Genomic DNA, 18,063 nt, shown 5'->3' on the forward strand with positions numbered 1-18,063 from the left:
TGTGCTGGCGAATGCCCGCGCCTGCGAGCCGCCGGCCCATCGCGGCACGGATCGTCTCGTCGTGCTCGCCCGCGTCAAGGGTGCGCTCGCTGCGCTCGCCGGCTTTGCCGCCCTTGACACGATCTGTGCGCGACGAGCCGCCATTACCGTGGGCGATGGGCATACGGGTGCCTCCGGCGGGGGCTCCGGGCTCCAGGTTGCCTCGCCACTGTTAGGGTGCTATCCTAGAAAAGCGGGCGGTCCGGGACCTCGAGTACGCCTGCGGGCCTTTACGGCGCGTCAGGATTTCTCCAATGGGGCATGGAGCGCCCGCAACCTGTTTCTACGCGGCCTTGACCATGGCGGCGGCTTTGCGCATGCCGCGCATCGCCTTGTGGGCCGACCACGGCTCGTTGCGTACCAGCAATGTGAACACCAGCTCCGCCAGCTTGCGCGCGATGGCACCCCCGGCGGCCTTCTTGGTCTTGCCGCGGGCCCGCAACCGCTCGTAGAAGCTTCCGATGACCGGGTTGTACTGCCGGGCGGCCGCCGAGGCCACCAGCAGCGTCATCTTCAGCATCCGGTTGCCCTTGTACGTCATGCGATAGCGGCGCTTCGCCTCGCCGCTCTCCCACACAATCGGGTACAGACCGCAGTAGCCCACGAAGTCGCTCTTCGTCTCAAAGCGTGCGATGTCGCCCACCTCGGCGAGAATCGCCGCCGCCGACACCGCGCCGATCCCCGGGATGGACGTCAGCACCTGGTCGGGAAAGACCCGCTCGAGCAGTTCGGAAATGGCACCATCAATCTCCACGAGCAGGGCATCCAGGTCGAGAATCCGCCGCGCCGTCATCTCCACGAGCATACGCGTGACCTTGGCAAGCTCAGCACAGGGTGCCTCTGCCGCCAGGGCGTGGAGCTTTTCAGCGAAGGCCGTGCCCACGCGGTGCCTGGGGCCGTAGCGCATCGCGGCCAGATCCTCGACGCTGCGCTCGATCAACAGGTGCGGCGAGCCAAACTCGGCAAGCACGACCAGCAGGCGCTTGGAAAACGTCTGGATGCCCAGCACCTTCCGGTAGCCCGGCAGGTGGTAGCGCAGCAGCTTGTGGAGCCGGTTCTTGTGGTCGGTGCGCTCTTCGACGAGACGACGCCGCGTCCGCGTGGCCTCCTTGAGCTCCTCGAACAGCTCGGGCTGGACGGCCTGCGCCCTGGGCTGCATCCGCAGCAGGAACAGCGCGATGAGATGACTGTCCAGGCGGTCGGTCTTGGCGTCCTTGAGCAGTGCCTTGCCGAAGTGCTTGACCGCCCGCGGGTTCAGCACGTGCACCTCGACCTGCCGCCGCTTCTCGCCACGCAGGGCCTGCTCCAAGCGCTTGTGCATGTTCGAGGTGGACTCCATACCGCAGACCACCTGCGCCTTCGGGCCGACCAGAGCACTGGCCGACACGATGGCAGCCCGCAGCTCTGTCCAGCCCTGCTGATCGTTCACGTAGGTCGAAGGTTGGCGCACTGTGCGCCCCTCACTGTCGACAAAGGAGGCGTCGATCTTCGCGTTCGATACGTCCAGACCCACGCACAGTTTGTCTCCATTCATCGCATACCTCCATGTGCAAACTGTTACCACCGGCGAGGGAAATCCCCCAACGCGCCAGCCCCGCTTCGCCTCCTGAATTGCGCGGTCGTGCCGCAGGTTGCAATCAAAGCTCCGGGCCGGGCGCCGAGGGGTCAGTCTCCTTGTCGCGCTCGTAGCGCACGGACCATGACGACCTGGTTCCCGACGCCGTGGCCCGGACAACTTAACCAACCACAAACCGCCTGGTCCACACGTCCGAGCGACCCACACTACTTATAGGAGGTCAGGCCATGGGTGCCAAAGATCGTTTGATATTGGAGAGGATCGACGGATGGCGTTGGAAGATTCCCCGAACCGGCGCCATGCGCACAGACGGGATGATTTACGCCGGTGAGAAGATGCTGGACGCTATCCGCCAGGACCAGGCCATGGAGCAGGTGGCCAATGTGGCCTGTCTTCCGGGCATCGTGGGCTATTCCATGGCCATGCCGGATATCCATTGGGGGTACGGCTTTCCCATCGGCGGAGTTGCCGCGTTTTCCATGGAGGAAGGGATCGTGTCCCCGGGCGGTGTGGGCTACGACATCAACTGTGGCGTGCGTCTCATGACAACCCACTTAATGGCCCGGGAGTTGGGGGCGGAGAAAATCCGCGACTTGGTCACAGCGCTCTTTCGAAACATTCCCTCCGGCGTCGGCTCTTCGCGGAAGGATTTCAAACTCACCGAAGCCGAACTGGACAAGGTGCTCCTCAAAGGGGCCCAGTGGGCCGTAGCCAAAGGCTTTGGAGATGTCAGCGATTTGGAACGCATCGAAGAAGGCGGATGCATCCCGTGGGCCGACCCCGGGGAAGTCTCCGCCAAAGCCCGGGATCGTGGCCGTTCTCAATTGGGGACTTTGGGCTCGGGAAACCATTTTGTGGAAATCGGCGTGGTGGAAGAAATTTACGATCCCTCGACGGCCGAGGTCTTCGGCCTTATCCAGGGGCAACTGACCGTGTTTGTGCATACAGGTTCCAGGGGGCTGGGGCATCAGGTGTGTGACGATTTCATCCGTATCCTCCTCAAGAGCAGTCAAAAATACGGGATCGATCTTCCCGACAAGCAATTGTGCTGTGCTCCCGTCGCTTCCGCGGAGGGACGGAGCTACCTCGGGGCCATGGGCGCGGCGGCCAACTTTGCTTTTGCCAACCGCCAGATGATCAGCCACTGGGTGCGGGAAACCTTCGAGCAGTTCTTCGGCCAATCGTCCGAACGGTTGGGCTTATCCCTCCTCTATGACGTGTGCCACAACATGGCCAAAATCGAAGAGCACCTCTGGCACGGAGAGCGCCGAAGACTGTGCGTGCACCGCAAGGGGGCCACGCGGGCTTTTGCAGCGGGCCATCCGGCTGTTCCGGCGATCTACCGATCCGTGGGCCAACCTGTGCTCATCCCTGGAGATATGGGCCGCTACAGTTATGTGTTGGTGGGGACGGAAATGGCCATGGAGGAAACCTTTGGGAGCACATGCCACGGAGCCGGCAGGGTGCTGAGCCGCCACCAAGCCGTCAAGAGCGCCAAAGGCCGCAGTGTACTCAAGGAAATGGAAGATCGAGGCATTTTCGTCCTGGGAGCCAGTAAGGCGACCCTGGTGGAGGAGATGCCTGAAGCCTACAAAGATGTGAGCGACGTGGTCGAGGTGGTCGCCCAGGCGGGCATCAGCCGTCCGGTGGCTCGGCTTCGCCCCCTGGGGGTCATGAAAGGTTAGAACAAGCCCGTCAGGCTTTCCGCGAAGGGGCCGCCCCCGGCGTGAGAACATTTCGAGGGGAACGGCTCCTGCCCACTTTCGGACTCCGAGGGGCAGCAGACGAGGCGCTCCATGAGATGCCCGGGCGGCTCGTCTGCCGGACGACGTTTCAAAATTTGCAAATCATTCGACGTCCACGTGGAGAATGCGATAGGTGCGTTCACCGGCCGGGGTCAGCACGGTGATTTCCTCACCTGGGTGACGACCCATGAGACCTCGGCCGACAGGGGAGTCGATGGAGAGCTTGCCGTTGCGCACGTCCGATTCAAAAGGGCCGACCATCTGGAAATGGAAGGTTTGGCCTGTGTCCACGTTGAGGACCACAATGTGGGTGCCGAAGGCCACCTGACGGACCAAAAATTTGCGTCCCACAACGATCTCACATTGGGCGATTTTGGCCTGGAGATCGTCGATCTTGCGTTGGAGCACCCGGTGTTGTTCCCGAGCCACCAGATATTGCTGATTGTCAATCTTGACGCCGTAGAGCCGGGCCTCTTGCAATTCTTCGAGCACACGAGGCCGCACCACCCGCCGCAGGTAGATGAGCTGGGCGTTGAGGTTTCGGAAGCCTTGCCGCGTAATGGGAATCTTTTCCATGGGACCCTCTAAGGGGCGGCCGTTCCGGCCGGCAGCGCGCCCCGTTCGCGAAGGCTCTGGTAAAGACATAAAGCGATGACCGTCTTGCCGTCGGTAATGTCGCCTCGATACACGCCTTCCATGACATCGTCCACGGAAAGAACCTCCACGTGGGAGATTTCGTCTTCATCCCGGCCCGTATGGCCGGGCTCGAGGCCCCAGGCGGCGAAGATGATGATCGCTTCATCCGAATAGCCAATGGCCGGATGATACCGGAAAATGGGCACCAGCACCGTGGGGCGATACCCCGTCTCTTCCAGAAGTTCCCGACGGGCGCCGTCTTCGGGCGATTCTCCGGGATCCAACTTGCCTGCCGGAATTTCTAAAGTCTCCCGGCCGATGGCATAACGCCATTGGCGCACCATGAGGACCTTCGTGCATGCCCGATCGGTGAAGGCCAGAATGGCGGCCGCTTCGGGATGTTCCATGCGGATTCTTTCGGTGACACGGCCGGTGCGCAGGCGCACGGCATCCAAGTGGGCGCTGAAATGGTGGGCATGAATACTGGCCAAGGTCCGTAAGCGTTCTTCCATGAAAACTCCTTAAGCAAAACATGCCAACTGGTCGAGAATAGGAGATTTTGAGGTGCCGAGGCATTCTTGCGGTGATCTTGTCACCCTGCAGTCGCGATGTGCCCACCCCTTTGTGGAGACCGTGAGCCACCTTGCCCCACGGCCCGGCATTCCGTTGGTAAAAGCCGAACAGCCATGCCGCAGCGCTCTTGGGCCGGCGGCGGCCTTCATGGGACGACAGCCCCCTGGTGAAGGCCCAATGGTGTTTTCACGATTTCATTAAAACAGGGCAGGGGCTTAAGGGAAGTTTTTTCTTAGGCTGAGAGCCACACCCGAGGGCGTTGCCTCAAGGAAGCACAACATGGGGAGAAAGCTTGTGAACAATTTCATTGACAGGGCCCGGGACTTGCCCCATAGTTGTGCAACCTGACGGTTCCCGTGGACATGGTTGCGGATCATCGGTGTGTGGACGCTCCTAAGATCGAGAAAGCGGGTAGGGATTTCATGAGGCGCCCAGCAGTGTTTCAAAACCCCTCCAAAGACCTCAGCCCGTCCGAGGTCGTCCGGATCCAGGAAATCATCGAAGCCTATCGCGGCAAAAAAGGGGCGTTGCTCCCGTTGCTGACCGAAGCCCAACAGGTGTGCGGCAACTGGCTCCCGGCCAACGTGCTGGCGTGGATTGCCGACGAATACGACGTCCATCTGAGTTATCTCTACGGCATTGCCACGTTTTACACGATGCTGTCCTTGGAGCCGCGAGGGAAGTTCATCATCCGGGTGTGCGAATCCCCGGCATGCCACATCATGGGGACGGAGACGGTCCTGGAGGCGCTTCGAGCCGTTTTGGGTGTCCGTGAAGGGCAGACCACGCCCGACGGATTGTTCACCCTTGAATTGTCCTCGTGCTTGGGGGTGTGCGAAGTGGCCCCCGCCATGCAGATCAACGAAGTCGTCTTTGGGAATCTCACCCGCGAAAAGATCCAGGCTGTCATCGAGCGGTATCGGCGCGGTGACATTGTGGACTATCGAACGCTGCCCGGTTCGGGAGGGCGGGTGCGCACGGACTGGGAGGTGCACCGGCGCGCGCTTTTGCTTCATGGGGTGGGGGAGATCGATCCGGAAAACATCGAGGACTACGTCGCCATCGGTGGCTACGAAGCATTGCGCAAGGTGGTCTTGGGGATGTCCCCGGAAGAGGTGGTCGAGGAAGTCAAAGCGTCCGGACTCCGCGGCCGTGGGGGAGCGGGATTCCCCACGGGTATGAAATGGTCGTTCACCCTGCCGCTTAAGGCTCCGGAAAAATACGTCATTTGCAATGCGGACGAAGGCGAGCCCGGGACGTTCAAAGACCGTTACATCATGGAAGGCAACCCCCATCGGCTGCTCGAAGGACTGATCATCGCCGGGTACGCCATTGGGGCGTGCAGGGGATTCATCTATGTGCGGGGCGAATACGCCCTGTCCATGCACCGGTTGCGGCGGGCTGTGGAGCAGGCTCGGGAGAAGGGTTTGCTGGGAGAACGAATCCTCGGGACGTCTTTCTCGTTCGATGTGGAAATCCGTTCCGGCGCGGGAGCGTACGTGTGCGGCGAAGAGACGGCCCTCATTGAATCCATCGAGGGCTTGCGAGGCAACCCCCGGGTGAAGCCGCCTTTCCCGGGAGTTCGCGGCCTCTGGGCCATGCCCACGGTGGTCAACAATGTGGAAACCTTGGCGAACGTGCCGGCCATTATCAAAAACGGGGCGGAATGGTATCGGTCTTTCGGCACGGAAGATTCTCCGGGCGTGAAGCTCTATCAAATTTGCGGCCACGTCAACGAACCCCAAATCGTGGAAGCGCCTCTCGGTCTGACCCTCCGTGAACTCATCGAAAACTACGGCGGGGGCATGAAAGATGGGATCCCCTTTAAAATGTGCCAAACGGGCGGGGCCTCCTTTGGGTTTTTTACGGCGGAACACCTGGACACCGTCATGGACTACGCCTCCATGCAAAAGAAAGGCGGGGCGTTGGGTTCCGGCACCATGCTGGTGATGAACGAGAGGACGTGCGTGGTGGATGTCGTGCGCAACATCATGCACTTTTTCCAGCATGAATCTTGCGGCTTTTGCACGCCGTGCCGACGCGGCACCCGTGTGCTCTACGAAACCATGTCCCGCATTGCTCAAGGCGAAGGGCGGGAAAGTGACCTGCCGATGATGATCGACCTAGCCCAGACCATGTCGGCCACGGCCAACTGCGCCTTGGCCATGTCTCCCATCTTTTTTGTTCGCACCACCATCGAACGGTTCAAAGACGAATACCTGGCGCACATTGTGGACAAGAAATGCCCCGTGGGGGTTTGTCCCGCATGAGGGTGCGGGGCAGGGGTGTGAGGAGGCCGGTCTATGACGGCGATGTATCTCCCGGCGTTGTTGTATCTCGTAATCACCATGGGCGTGATGGGGGCCATCATCTTTCTTTCCCGGCGTATCGGCACCCGCAAGATCACGCGGGAAAAGATGCTGCCCTATGAATGCGGCATGGACCCCATCGGCACCCTGGAAATCCACTTTCCCGTCAAGTTCTATGTGCTGGCCATGATTTTCATCATCTTCGACATCGAAACCGTGTTTCTCTACCCATGGGGTGTGGTTTTTCGGGACTTGGGGTGGTTTGGATTTGTCGAAATGCTGCTTTTCACCGTGATTTTGCTCATCGGTCTGGTCTACTTGTACCGAAAGGGGGCTTTGGAATGGGACTAGAGCAACAGATCCGAAGCCAGATTCTCACCTCCACCCTGGAAAAATTCGTCAACTGGGCCCGCAAATCGTCCGTATGGCCGGCGACCTTCGGATTGGCCTGCTGTGCCATTGAAATGATCTGCACGGCGGCCAACCGCTTTGACATCGCCCGGTTTGGGATGGAGGCGTTTCGAGCGTCTCCCAGACAGGCCGATCTCATGATTGTGGCCGGCACAGTGACCAAGAAGATGGTGCCGGCGGTGGTGCGGATCTACGAACAGATGCCGGAGCCCAAATGGGTCATCGCCATGGGTGCCTGTGCCTGCTCGGGGGGAATCTTTCGCAGCTACGCTGTGGTGCAGGGCATCGACCGCTATCTTCCCGTGGACGTGTATGTGCCCGGGTGCCCGCCGCGGCCGGAGGCGCTCCTCTACGGCATCCTGAAGCTCCACGACAAGATTCTCAAGGATCCGTTTCTCACACGCAGGGAAGGGCCCATTGTCGTAGATGCCGCCGATGCGCCGGAGGCTCTTCGGGAGGTGCGAGCGTGAGTGGGGAAACGGTCCAAAAGACATATGTGGAAGAAGTTCTGGAGGCTCTGCCCGCGGAAGCCGTCAGGGGGCGGGAACAGTTTCGGGGTCAGTGGGCTGTCCTCGTGGCCATGAACTCTTTGCTGGACGTCCTGAGCCAACTTCGGGACCGGTGGGGATTTCGATATCTCATCGATGTCACCGCCGTGGATTTCCACCCCCGGACCCCGCGTTTTCAAATGGTCTACCATTTGTGGTGCCATGAGCGGAACGCGCTGATGCGCGTCAAAACATGGGTGGACGCGGATCCCCCGTGTGTGCCGTCCGTCACCGGGCTATGGACGACGGCCGACTGGCATGAACGAGAATGCTACGACCTTTTTGGCATCCTCTTTGACGGGCATCCGGACCTTCGACGCATCCTCCTTCCCGAAGCGTGGGAGGGGCATCCTTTGCGGAAAGATTATCCGACAGAAGGCCCTGACTGGGATTTGGATTAGGATTGTGCCATGAGCGAACTCACCGAACGGTTGATCCTCAATGTGGGCCCTCAACATCCCAGCACCCATGGGGTTTTACGCGTCGTGGTGGAACTGGAAGGCGAGGTCATTGTGCGCTGCACGCCCGATATCGGTTACCTCCACCGCGGCATCGAAAAACTCATGGAATCCAAAACCTACCATCAGTGTCTCCCCTTAACCGACCGCATCGATTACCTGGCCGGATCGGCCAACAATTTGGGGTTCGTCCTGGCGGTGGAAAAGCTCCTTGGGATCGAAGTGCCGCCTCGAGCACGTTATCTTCGCGTCATCATGGCGGAAATGACCCGAATTTCCAGTCATCTTTTTTGGCTGGCCACCCACGCCCATGATCTCGGCGCCATGACGCCGCTTTTCTACACGTTCCGAGAACGCGAGCAGCTCATGGACCTTTTTGAGGCCGTCGCCGGCGGGCGTCTGTTTCCGTGTTATTTCCGCATCGGCGGTGTGGCCCGGGATGTCCCCGAGGGCTGGACCGATTCGGTGAGGGAATTTTGCCGCACATTTCCGGAGAAGATGAAGGACTATGAAACCCTTCTCACGCAAAATCCCATCTGGATCCGACGCACGAAAGGAGTCGGTGTGCTGACGGTGGACGAGGTGCTGGACTATGGACTGAGCGGGCCTGTCGCCCGAGGGTCCGGCATCGCCTGGGATGTCCGCCGGGCAGACCCTTACTGCGGCTACGAGGAATTCGATTTTATTGTTCCTGTGGGGGAAAACGGCGACACCTACGACCGGTACTTGGTGCGCCTGGAAGAGATGCGCCAGAGCGCCCGGATCATTCTGCAGGCTCTGGACCGCTTGCCCCCCGGGGATATCACTGTGGACGATCCGACCATCGCCTATCCCCCGAAACAGAGTGTGTACACGAAAATCGAATCCCTCATCCAACATTTTCTCCTGGTGGAAGAAGGCATTCGGCCGCCGAAGGGCGAGGTGTTCCATCACACTGAAGCCCCCAAAGGGGAATTGGGATTTTACATCGTGAGCGATGGGTCGTCCCACCCCTTTCGCGTAAAGGTGCGCACGCCCAGCTTCGTGAATTTGCAAGTGCTGAGCAAGATGGCCCAAGGCCGGCTTTTGGCGGATCTCATCGCCCTCATCGGAACCATTGATATCGTGCTCGCGGACGTGGATCGATAACGATGATCACAGTGACCATCAACGGCAGAGCTTTGGAAGCCCAACCGGGCATGACCATCATGGAAGTGGCGGACAAGAACGGGATCTACATCCCGAGACTCTGCTACCACAAGGCACTCAGTCCCATCGGGGCATGCCGGATCTGTGTGGTGGAGGTCAAGCCGGGGCCACCGCGTCCTGTGCCCGCCTGCACCACCCCGGTGACGGACAAGATGGAGGTGACCACCGAATCGGATCGGCTCACCCATTATCGCCGTGAGCTGCTCCAACTCCTGCTCATCAACCACCCGCTTGACTGCCCCATTTGCGACAAGGGCGGCGAATGCGAGCTCCAAAACCTCACCCGGCACCTGAAGATCCACGAACAGCCCTATGCGGCCGCTCGACTCACCCCGCGCTACGATGCCCAGTCTCCCCTCATCGAGCGCTATCCCGACCGATGCGTCAATTGTGAACGATGTGTGCGGGTGTGTCGGGATCGAGTGGGCGCCGCCGCCCTCTATTTCGACAACCGGGGATACCGCACCGCGGTGACGGCCGGGGGCGCGGTCATGGACTGCGAATTTTGCGGCTCCTGCATCGGGGTCTGTCCCGTGGGGGCCATCATCGACAAGACTTTCAAGTACAGTGCGCGGGCCTGGCAAATGGAAAGGGCTACGGCCGTGTGCCCGTACTGCGGCGGCGGCTGTCATCTCGTGCTTAATGTGAAAAAAGGCCGCCTCAAAAGGGTGACGACTTCCTTCGACGAGCCGGTCAACGGGGGGATTATCTGCAGTCGAGGCCGGTTCGGGCTGAATATCGTCCAAGAGGACTCCCGGTTGCGAGAGCCCCTGGTGCGCAAGGACGGCCGGCTTGTGCCCGTGTCGTGGGACGAAGCCCTGGATTTCGCCGCCGATCGGATCCGGCAACTCCGGGCCGAGTGCGGCCCCAAGGCGTTCGCCGGGGTGGGATCGGCGCGGGCGACCAACGAAAGCAATTACGTCTTCCAAAAATTTTGTCGGGCCGTGGTGGGTACACCTCACGTCGACGCCGCCACGAGCCTGGACCACCAACGCATGCTTAAAGCGCTCGTTGACGTCTTGGGCCGTCCCAAAGTCACCTACGGCAGCGAAAAAGAGAGCCTGCCTCGGACGATTCGCGGTGTATCCGGGTTTCAGTTGGCCTTGGGCACGTACGAGGATCTGCAAAGGGCCGACACGGTCCTTGTGGTCGGGGCGGATGTGAAAAATGAAATGCCGCCGCTGGCCTGGAAGGTCAATGAGGCTCAGAAAGACAAGCGGCTCCGTGAACTTCTCATCATCAGTTCGCGTCGCCTCAGGTTTCGTTCGGCCGCCCAGTGGTCCGCGGCGTCTCGGCCGGGAAGTGACGGATTCGTGATCCTCGGAGTATTGAAATCCCTTTTCGAAACCGGTGACGAGCGGCTCCGGGGCTTGGGCGATTTTCGTCGTGAGGAGGTCTTGAGGAAACGCCTGGACGCCACGGACTGGACTTTGGTGGAAGAAGCCACCGGGTTGCATCGAAAAGACCTGGCCCATGTGGCTCAGAAGCTCATGGATGCGGAAAGGCCGTCCCTCATTGTCGGCTATGATCTGGCGGGCCTGGCAGACGGCTACGGGGCCATGTGTTACGTGGCGGACCTGTTGCTGGTTCTGGGCAAAAAACTGCGATTGCATCTCACGGCCGAAAAAGCGAACACCCAGGGATGCTCCGATATGGGGGTGAGCCCCTACTGGCTGCCGGGCTACATCGCCTTTGAAGACGCCGAGGCTGTGGAGCAGGTCTGGGGGCTGCCGTTTCCCAAGGAGCCGGGATTGTCCTTGGACCGTCTTCTGGGAGCGATGGCAGAAGGCGGGCCGGAAGCCCCCAAGGCCCTGCTTCTCATGGGCACCAACCTTCTGGGGACCATCAATTCGCGCCCTGTGGTGGACAAGGCGCTCCAGAAGGCCGGGTTCCTCATGTGCCAGGAGGTCTTCCTCAACGAAACGGCGGCTCAGGCTCATGTGGTCTTTCCAGCCAAGACCGCCGTGGAAAGCGAAGGGACCCTCACCAGCGGCGAACTTCGAGTCCAGCGGCAGGGGCCGCGTTCCTTTGTGGAGGGTCCGTGGGACGACTGGAAGATCCTGCAGGAGCTCTCACGGCGCCTGGGCGTGGATTTGGGATACCGCTCGACGCAGGACGTGTTCCGCGAGATCTGCGCCGTGTTCCCGCACTACGACCAGTACCCGTTTTCCGAGATTCCCAATCAGGGGTACTGGTGGAATCGCATGTACCGGACCAAGTACGGATCGGCCAGCTGGCGTCGGGTTTTGGATCCCACATTGGGGGCTGTGATCCCGTGGCTGGATTTTCCGCCGCAACCTTCGGAAGCTTACCCCATGCTGTTGTGGGTGACCCGGTCGCTGTTTCAGTCCGGGACCTACGGTCGCTACGGGACTGGGGCCAAGACCCTGGAACCTGACGGGGCCGTGTGGGTGTGCCCTGAAGACGCCACCTCGTTGGGAATCCATGAGGGACAAGAGGTGGCGCTGACCACAGTGGACGGAAGCCTCCTCGCTCGGGCGGGGATCGATCGCCGTGTGCCCCGAGGCGTTGTCCAAGCGGCTCTCTACTTTGAAAACCTGCCGCTGGGCCGTTTGACCAACGGCAGTGGGCTCACCCCCGTACGGGTGGAAAAGGTGGGTTCTTAGAAACACTCTTGGAGCGGTGAAAGGCGGCGCACCATGGATTGGATCGTTTACGGCGTTCTGACCTTGGCGAAGACGGCTCTCGTGCTCTTCGTCCTGCTCACGGCCGTGGCTTACGCGACGCTCATGGAACGCAAGGTCTTGGGGTTCATGCAGCTGCGTTTGGGTCCAAACCGCGTGGGGCCCTGGGGACTGCTGCAGCCGCTGGCCGATGGCGTCAAGCTCTTTTTCAAGGAAGATATCGATCTTCCGGTTTCCGAACCACGCCTCTACTCCCTCGCCCCGTGGGTGACGGCGGTGGCGGCGCTTACGCCTTTTGCGGCCATCCCCTTCGCCGACACTCTGTTCCCCGAGACGGTCAGCATTTTCGGCCGAACGGTGGACCTCACCATCTACAACATCCACCGAGGCGTCATCGCCGATCTGCCGGGAGCGGTGCTGTTTATTTTGGCCATATCTTCTCTTTCCACCTATGGGGTGGTCTTGGGGGGCTGGGCTTCGGACAACCGGTACTCCCTTCTCGGGGGCATCCGGGTGACGGCGCAAATGATCAGCTATGAACTCGCCTTGGGCATGGCCGTGGTGGGCGTGCTCATGGTGGCGGGGTCCATGAGGCTTACGGAGATCGTGGACGCCCAGCGTCATCTGCCCTTCGTGGTTTATCAGCCGATCGGGTTCGTCATCTTTCTGATCGCCGCGTTTGCGGAGGCGTGCCGGACCCCATTCGACCTCATCGAGTGCGAAAACGAGCTGGTCGCCGGATACCACACGGAATACAGCTCCATGAGGTTCGCACTTTTTCAGTTGGCCGAATACGCCCACATCATCACCGTCAGCGCCGTGGCGGTGACTCTCTACCTGGGAGGTTGGCAAGGGCCGTGGCTCCCTTCGGGAATGTGGTTTGTGGTGAAGACGGCCGCCCTGGTTTTTTTCTTCATCTGGGTTCGAGCGACGTACCCTCGGGTGCGGTTCGATCAGCTCATGCATTTCGGATGGAAGGTGCTGTTGCCGTTATCCCTGGCGAACATCGTGGTCACGGGATGTTTTGTCATGATTTGGGGGTGAGGAGTGTCGGGAGGACACATGCTGGGACCGCTCGTTAAAGGGCTTGCCAAGACGTTCGAGCAGCTTTTCCGCAAGCCGATCACCATTGAATATCCGGAAAAGAAGAGGGAGGTGTCCGAGAGGTTTCGCGGACATCCGAGGCTGCTTCGGGACGAAAACGGTCGCCTCAAGTGTGTGGCCTGCCACTTGTGCGAAACGGTGTGCCCGTCCAAAGCCATTTCCATCGAACCGGAACCCGGTGAAACCATGCACGAAAAGCGGCCTCGCCAATTCGTCGTGGATCTCACCCGGTGCATTTTCTGCGGTTTCTGTCAGGAAGCCTGCCCCAAAGGGGCCATCATGCTGAATCGAAAATACGAACTGGCTCAGTATGACAAGCGGGCTCTGGTCTATGACAAGGAGAAGCTCCTTCAAGATTAGGACATGGTGAGGACCGTTCCATGGAACTTTTTCTGTTCGTGGTCTTTTCGCTGATCACTTTGGCCAGTGCGGCCGCCGTGGTCGTACATCCCCATCCTGTGAAGAGCGCCCTGTTTCTCATTGTGTCCTTTTTCGCCATGGGGGGCCTTTACCTGCTCATGCAGGCGGAATTCATCGCGTTGATGCAGGTGCTGGTCTACGCCGGCGCCGTCATGGTGCTGTTTCTCTTCGTCATCATGCTGCTGAACTTGAAGCCTCGGGGTGAGGATCGGTCCGCCTTCAAAAGACGCCTCCGTTGGGCTCTCCCTTTCGTCCTCGTCTTCGTTGGAGCGACGCTCACGGCCCTCACCAGCCCCTTGGCACAGTTAGGTCCTGCGGCGGGACGCGGGGTGCAGTGGGTGGAAAGCCAAGGGGGCAATGTGCGGGCGGTCGGCCGGGCTCTATTCACGACGGCTTTCTTGCCTTTTGAGGTGACTTCCATCGTGTTGTTGGTGGCCGTCGTCGGGGTGATCGTCCTGGCCAAGAGAGAACGGAAGTAGGGGAAGCAGGAGGCGGGTTTTTTCGGTGGCGCGCCGAACGGCGCAACGCGTGGGCGGATTGAGAAAGGGGAAGGAGATGGCTGTACCGGTTCACTATTACGTGATGGTGAGTGCTGTACTGTTTGCCTTAGGGGTATTGGGCGTTCTGACCCGGCGCAATGCCATCGTCATCTTCATGTCCATCGAGTTGATGCTCAATGCGGCGAATCTGAGCTTTGTCGCCTTTTCCAAAGCCCTGGAAGGTCTCGACGGGCAACTGTTCGTCTTTTTCGTCATGGTGGTGGCAGCAGCGGAAGTGACGGTGGGTTTGGCCATTATCGTCACCTTGTTCCGGAACTGGAAAACGATTTTCGTCGACGAGGTCCGGCTTCTCAAAGGTTGAGCCAGGGGAAAAAGAGGTCGCTATGGATACTGCTTGGATCATTCCGGCCTTGCCCTTTGCCGGATTTTTGATCAACGGCCTGGGGGGGCGGCGTCTTTCCAAAAGGCTTGTGGGTGGGATTGCCTGCGGTGCCATGGGCCTGGCGTTTCTTTGGGCTGTGAGGCTCTTCTGGGGCGTTGTGCAAGAGACGCCGTCTCAGAGGTTCTGGGAGCCCGTCTATTACACGTGGATGCGCGTGGGGGATTTTCAGGTCGACGTGTCTTTTCTCATCGACCCTTTGAGCCTGGTCATGATCCTGGTGGTGACGGGCGTCGGCTTTCTCATCCATGTCTACTCCATTGGGTACATGCACGACGATCCCGGGTACGCCCGATATTTCGCCTACCTCAACCTGTTCGCCTCGGCCATGTTGCTCCTCGTCATGGCGAATAACCTGCTGCTCATGTTCGTGGGTTGGGAAGGCGTGGGGTTGTGTTCGTACCTACTTATCGGCTTCTGGTACGAGAAGCAATCGGCCAGTGATGCCGGGAAGAAGGCGTTCATTGTCAACCGGATCGGCGACTTCGGTTTTCTGCTCGGAATCTTTCTCACCTTTTGGACCTTCGGGACGTTGAACTTTCGAGAAGTCTTCGAGGCGGCCGTGATCAGGTACCCTGCGGGCGACATGATTCTGGTGGGGATCACCCTCCTGCTTTTCGTCGGTGCCATGGGCAAATCGGCCCAGATTCCCCTCTATGTGTGGCTCCCCGACGCCATGGAGGGCCCGACGCCTGTTTCCGCCCTGATACATGCCGCCACCATGGTCACCGCCGGGGTTTACATGGTCGCCCGATGCAGCGTGTTGTATGCCCTTTCGCCTTTTTCCATGGGTTTTGTGGCCATGATCGGGGGCATTACGGCCGTTTTCGCGGCTTCCATCGGTCTGGTCCAAAATGACATTAAGCGGGTCCTCGCCTATTCCACCGTCAGCCAGCTGGGTTATATGTTTCTCGGCTGCGGGGTGGGGGCTTTCGTGGCCGGCATCTTCCACCTGATGACTCACGCCTTCTTCAAGGCGCTGCTCTTTCTGGGGGCGGGGAGCGTCATCCACGCGCTTTCCGGGGAACAAGACATCCAACGCATGGGTGGACTGCGTCGCGCGCTGCCCGTCACTTTTACGACCTTCATGGCGGGGACTCTGGCTATCGCGGGCATCTTTCCGTTTGCCGGGTTTTTCAGCAAAGACGAGATCCTGTTCGAAACGCTCATGACCGGCCACGGGCTGCTCTACGGCTTGGCCCTTGGCGGTGCAGGGCTTACGGCATTCTATATGTTCCGGCTGGTCTTCCTCACTTTTTTTGGGGAGAGCCGGATGGACCCGCACGTGATGCACCATGTCCATGAAGCCCCCAAAACCATGGCGGTGCCTTTGACGATTCTTGCAGGGCTGTCCTTGATCGGGGGATGGGTGCAGGTCCCCGGCGTCGAAGGGGGACGCAGATTCGGGCACTTTCTTGAGCCGGTCTTCCACGAGGCGTCGCGACTTCTCGGACATCATGGGGAGGCCGCTCATCCCTCGTTATGGCTCGAAGGCGCCCTCATGGGGGTTTCCGTGGCCGTGGCTCTGGTCGGCATCTTCCTGGCCTACCGGTGGTACATCGCCGATCCCCAACGCCCCGTGCGGACCGCGCAGCGCTTCGTGAGACTCTATCGCTGGCTTTTCCACAAATACTATGTGGACGAATTCTATCAGGCGGCGATCGTGGATCCGCTCAAACAATTGGCCGAAAGTTCGCATCAATGGGTGGACCGTCGGACCATCGACGGCGCCGTGGACGGTACAGGTTCCCTGTTTCGCGCGATGAGCGGAGTGGTTCGCCGAATTCAGACGGGCGTCTTTCAACACTATGCCCTGTCGGTGGTGGCCGGAGCGTGTGTGCTGCTGTTGTTTATCATGGCGTTGTGACGCACAAGGTCTCGATAAAAGGATGACGTGATGGAGTCTGTGTCGTTTCCATTGCTTTCCGCGCTTGTTTTTCTCCCGTTGCTCGGGGTGCTGGTGCTCCTTTTTGTGGACCGGGACAATGAAACGGTCCAGCGATGGACGGCCCTGACGGTCATGGGCGCCGGATTTGCTTTGGCTCTGTTTGTCTACGGGGGATTCGACCCCGCCGATATCCGCTTTCAGTTCGAGGAAAGGTACCGTTGGATCCCCGGCCTCGGGATATCCTATCATGTGGGCGTGGACGGCATCAGCCTCCTTCTCGTCATGCTGACGGCTTTCCTTGGACCTCTCTGTGTCTTGGCCTGCTGGACGGACATCCGGTATCGGCTCAAAGAGTTCCTGGTGTGTCTTCTTCTTTTGCAGACCGGGATGCTGGGAGTGTTCGTCAGTCTGGATCTCGTGCTTTTCTACGTGTTCTGGGAAGTCATGCTCATTCCCATGGCCCTGCTCATCCTCGTGTGGGGTCATCCTGCCCGGCGGGTCTATGCGGCGGTGAAATTCTTTCTGTACACAATGGCCGGATCGGTGTTCATGCTGGTCGGCATTCTGGTGCTCTATTTCTATCAGGCCCGCACGACCGGTGTGTCTTCCTTTGACTTGGTCGACCTTGGGCGCCTAACGCTGCCGTTTTCCTTGCAGCTGTGGCTGTTCCTTGCTTTCGGGGTGGCCTTTGCCATCAAGGTACCCATGTTTCCTTTCCACACTTGGCTCCCTGACGCCCACACCGAAGCCCCGACGGTGGGCAGTGTGGTCCTGGCCGCGGTGCTGTTGAAGATGGGCACCTACGGTTTCCTTCGATTCAACCTGCCCCTTTTTCCCGACGCGTCGGTTTTCTTTATGCCGGCGATGGTGGCTCTGGCTTTGGTGGGCATTGTGTACGGGGCGTTCATGTGTCTGGTGCAAAAGGACCTCAAGCGGCTCATTGCCTTTTCCAGTGTCAGCCATCTGGGATTTGTCGTTCTGGGGCTTTTCAGTTTCACCCTTCAAGGCGTTCAGGGCGGCCTCATCCAGATGATCAATCACGGGTTGAGCACAGGGGCTCTGTTTCTCCTCGTGGGGATGTTGTACGAGAGGCGCCATACGCGGATGATCGCCGATTTCGGCGGGTTATCTGCGCCGGTGCCCACTCTGACCACATTTTTCATGATTGCCACGTTGGCGTCCATCGGCTTGCCGGGACTGAACGGTTTCGTCGGGGAATTCCTCATCTTACTGGGAACCTTTCATGTCAAACCCTATTGGGCGGCCTTGGGCGCCACAGGGGTCATCCTCGCAGCGTGGTACATGCTGTGGATGTTCCAGCGCGTCTTCTTCGGCGGGGTCACCCGTGAGGAGAACAAAAGCCTCAAGGATTTGCTCCCTCGGGAAATCGGCCTGCTCGTGCCTGTGGTGGCCATGATGGTCTGGATTGGCGTGGCGCCCACGAGCTTTTTGGAGAAGTCTGAGCCGGCCGTCAAGCACGCGCTGCAAAAAGTCCAAGAGAGTGTGCGCATGGCAGACGGACAGAAGTCGCCATGGATGACGGCCTGTGCAGCATGGGAACAGATCAAGGGAAAGTGAGGCATC

The 18,063-nt window shown here is 59.9% G+C and carries 16 protein-coding genes; 13 read left to right on the plus strand and 3 right to left on the minus strand.

Features of this window, described 5'->3' with window-relative positions; translation table 11 throughout:
* Window positions 1-322: 322 nt before the first annotated feature.
* Window positions 323-1,573 (minus strand): IS110 family RNA-guided transposase, encoded by a 1,251-nt coding sequence (locus ACZ5K9_RS13180; protein ID WP_464271789.1) that lies wholly within the window; start codon window positions 1,571-1,573, stop codon window positions 323-325.
* A 269-nt stretch (window positions 1,574-1,842) separates the two neighbouring features.
* On the opposite strand from ACZ5K9_RS13180, the gene ACZ5K9_RS13185 reads away from it, so the two are divergent.
* A complete protein-coding gene (locus ACZ5K9_RS13185; RefSeq protein WP_464271790.1) occupies window positions 1,843-3,300 on the plus strand; it encodes an RtcB family protein in 1,458 nt (485 codons plus the stop codon).
* Window positions 3,301-3,462: 162 nt separating this feature from the next.
* Here the strand turns inward: ACZ5K9_RS13185 and ACZ5K9_RS13190 are convergent, their stop codons facing one another.
* Window positions 3,463-3,936 (minus strand): GreA/GreB family elongation factor, encoded by a 474-nt coding sequence (locus ACZ5K9_RS13190; RefSeq protein WP_464271791.1) that lies wholly within the window; start codon window positions 3,934-3,936, stop codon window positions 3,463-3,465.
* 8 nt (window positions 3,937-3,944) lie between these two features.
* Window positions 3,945-4,508: an NUDIX hydrolase gene (locus ACZ5K9_RS13195; protein WP_464271792.1), complete on the minus strand. Its 564-nt coding sequence runs from the start codon at window positions 4,506-4,508 to the stop codon at window positions 3,945-3,947.
* 483 nt (window positions 4,509-4,991) lie between these two features.
* Between ACZ5K9_RS13195 and nuoF the strand changes: the two genes are divergently transcribed.
* From nuoF to ACZ5K9_RS13255, 12 genes are all read left to right on the plus strand, one after another.
* Window positions 4,992-6,839, plus strand: coding sequence for an NADH-quinone oxidoreductase subunit NuoF (gene nuoF, locus ACZ5K9_RS13200; RefSeq protein ID WP_464271793.1), 1,848 nt, complete (start codon window positions 4,992-4,994; stop codon window positions 6,837-6,839).
* Between the two features lie 33 nt (window positions 6,840-6,872).
* Complete coding sequence (locus ACZ5K9_RS13205) at window positions 6,873-7,229, plus strand: NADH-quinone oxidoreductase subunit A (RefSeq protein WP_464271794.1); 357 nt, start codon at window positions 6,873-6,875, stop codon at window positions 7,227-7,229.
* Window positions 7,220-7,759 (plus strand): NADH-quinone oxidoreductase subunit B, encoded by a 540-nt coding sequence (locus ACZ5K9_RS13210; RefSeq protein ID WP_464271795.1) that lies wholly within the window; start codon window positions 7,220-7,222, stop codon window positions 7,757-7,759. The genes ACZ5K9_RS13205 and ACZ5K9_RS13210 overlap by 10 nt, the downstream gene beginning before the upstream one ends.
* Window positions 7,756-8,238: an NADH-quinone oxidoreductase subunit C gene (locus ACZ5K9_RS13215; protein ID WP_464271796.1), complete on the plus strand. Its 483-nt coding sequence runs from the start codon at window positions 7,756-7,758 to the stop codon at window positions 8,236-8,238. The genes ACZ5K9_RS13210 and ACZ5K9_RS13215 overlap by 4 nt, the downstream gene beginning before the upstream one ends.
* Before the next feature lie 9 nt (window positions 8,239-8,247).
* On the plus strand, window positions 8,248-9,423 hold the full coding sequence (nuoD, locus tag ACZ5K9_RS13220; RefSeq protein ID WP_464271797.1) for an NADH dehydrogenase (quinone) subunit D: 1,176 nt from the start codon (window positions 8,248-8,250) through the stop codon (window positions 9,421-9,423).
* A gap of 2 nt (window positions 9,424-9,425) precedes the next feature.
* Window positions 9,426-12,110, plus strand: coding sequence for a molybdopterin-dependent oxidoreductase (locus tag ACZ5K9_RS13225; RefSeq protein ID WP_464271798.1), 2,685 nt, complete (start codon window positions 9,426-9,428; stop codon window positions 12,108-12,110).
* A 33-nt stretch (window positions 12,111-12,143) separates the two neighbouring features.
* On the plus strand, window positions 12,144-13,172 hold the full coding sequence (nuoH, locus tag ACZ5K9_RS13230) for an NADH-quinone oxidoreductase subunit NuoH (protein ID WP_464271799.1): 1,029 nt from the start codon (window positions 12,144-12,146) through the stop codon (window positions 13,170-13,172).
* A gap of 18 nt (window positions 13,173-13,190) precedes the next feature.
* Window positions 13,191-13,592, plus strand: a complete 402-nt coding sequence (locus ACZ5K9_RS13235; protein ID WP_464271800.1) for a NuoI/complex I 23 kDa subunit family protein — start codon at window positions 13,191-13,193, stop codon at window positions 13,590-13,592.
* 20 nt (window positions 13,593-13,612) lie between these two features.
* Entirely contained in the window at window positions 13,613-14,131 is a 519-nt protein-coding gene (locus ACZ5K9_RS13240; RefSeq protein ID WP_464271801.1) for an NADH-quinone oxidoreductase subunit J family protein, read from the plus strand.
* A gap of 76 nt (window positions 14,132-14,207) precedes the next feature.
* Window positions 14,208-14,513 (plus strand): NADH-quinone oxidoreductase subunit NuoK, encoded by a 306-nt coding sequence (nuoK, locus tag ACZ5K9_RS13245; RefSeq protein ID WP_464271802.1) that lies wholly within the window; start codon window positions 14,208-14,210, stop codon window positions 14,511-14,513.
* A 22-nt stretch (window positions 14,514-14,535) separates the two neighbouring features.
* Entirely contained in the window at window positions 14,536-16,458 is a 1,923-nt protein-coding gene (nuoL, locus tag ACZ5K9_RS13250) for an NADH-quinone oxidoreductase subunit L (RefSeq protein WP_464271803.1), read from the plus strand.
* A 30-nt stretch (window positions 16,459-16,488) separates the two neighbouring features.
* A complete protein-coding gene (locus tag ACZ5K9_RS13255; RefSeq protein ID WP_464271804.1) occupies window positions 16,489-18,057 on the plus strand; it encodes a complex I subunit 4 family protein in 1,569 nt (522 codons plus the stop codon).
* Window positions 18,058-18,063 lie beyond the last annotated feature (6 nt).

This window comes from Desulfosoma profundi (genome assembly GCF_055387865.1).

Excerpts from the sequence above, each read along its gene's own strand:
- nuoF (WP_464271793.1), top strand. The coding sequence starts at position 4,992 with ATGAGGCGCCCAGCAGTGTTTCAAAACCCCTCCAAAGACCTCAGCCCG.
- ACZ5K9_RS13235 (WP_464271800.1), top strand. The coding sequence starts at position 13,191 with ATGCTGGGACCGCTCGTTAAAGGGCTTGCCAAGACGTTCGAGCAGCTT.
- ACZ5K9_RS13225 (WP_464271798.1), top strand. The coding sequence starts at position 9,426 with ATGATCACAGTGACCATCAACGGCAGAGCTTTGGAAGCCCAACCGGGC.
- ACZ5K9_RS13210 (WP_464271795.1), top strand. The coding sequence starts at position 7,220 with ATGGGACTAGAGCAACAGATCCGAAGCCAGATTCTCACCTCCACCCTG.
- nuoH (WP_464271799.1), top strand. The coding sequence starts at position 12,144 with ATGGATTGGATCGTTTACGGCGTTCTGACCTTGGCGAAGACGGCTCTC.
- ACZ5K9_RS13255 (WP_464271804.1), top strand. The coding sequence starts at position 16,489 with ATGGAGTCTGTGTCGTTTCCATTGCTTTCCGCGCTTGTTTTTCTCCCG.
- nuoD (WP_464271797.1), top strand. The coding sequence starts at position 8,248 with ATGAGCGAACTCACCGAACGGTTGATCCTCAATGTGGGCCCTCAACAT.
- ACZ5K9_RS13240 (WP_464271801.1), top strand. The coding sequence starts at position 13,613 with ATGGAACTTTTTCTGTTCGTGGTCTTTTCGCTGATCACTTTGGCCAGT.
- nuoL (WP_464271803.1), top strand. The coding sequence starts at position 14,536 with ATGGATACTGCTTGGATCATTCCGGCCTTGCCCTTTGCCGGATTTTTG.
- ACZ5K9_RS13180 (WP_464271789.1), bottom strand. The coding sequence starts at position 1,573 with ATGAATGGAGACAAACTGTGCGTGGGTCTGGACGTATCGAACGCGAAG.
- ACZ5K9_RS13195 (WP_464271792.1), bottom strand. The coding sequence starts at position 4,508 with ATGGAAGAACGCTTACGGACCTTGGCCAGTATTCATGCCCACCATTTC.
- ACZ5K9_RS13185 (WP_464271790.1), top strand. The coding sequence starts at position 1,843 with ATGGGTGCCAAAGATCGTTTGATATTGGAGAGGATCGACGGATGGCGT.
- ACZ5K9_RS13190 (WP_464271791.1), bottom strand. The coding sequence starts at position 3,936 with ATGGAAAAGATTCCCATTACGCGGCAAGGCTTCCGAAACCTCAACGCC.
- nuoK (WP_464271802.1), top strand. The coding sequence starts at position 14,208 with ATGGCTGTACCGGTTCACTATTACGTGATGGTGAGTGCTGTACTGTTT.
- ACZ5K9_RS13205 (WP_464271794.1), top strand. The coding sequence starts at position 6,873 with ATGACGGCGATGTATCTCCCGGCGTTGTTGTATCTCGTAATCACCATG.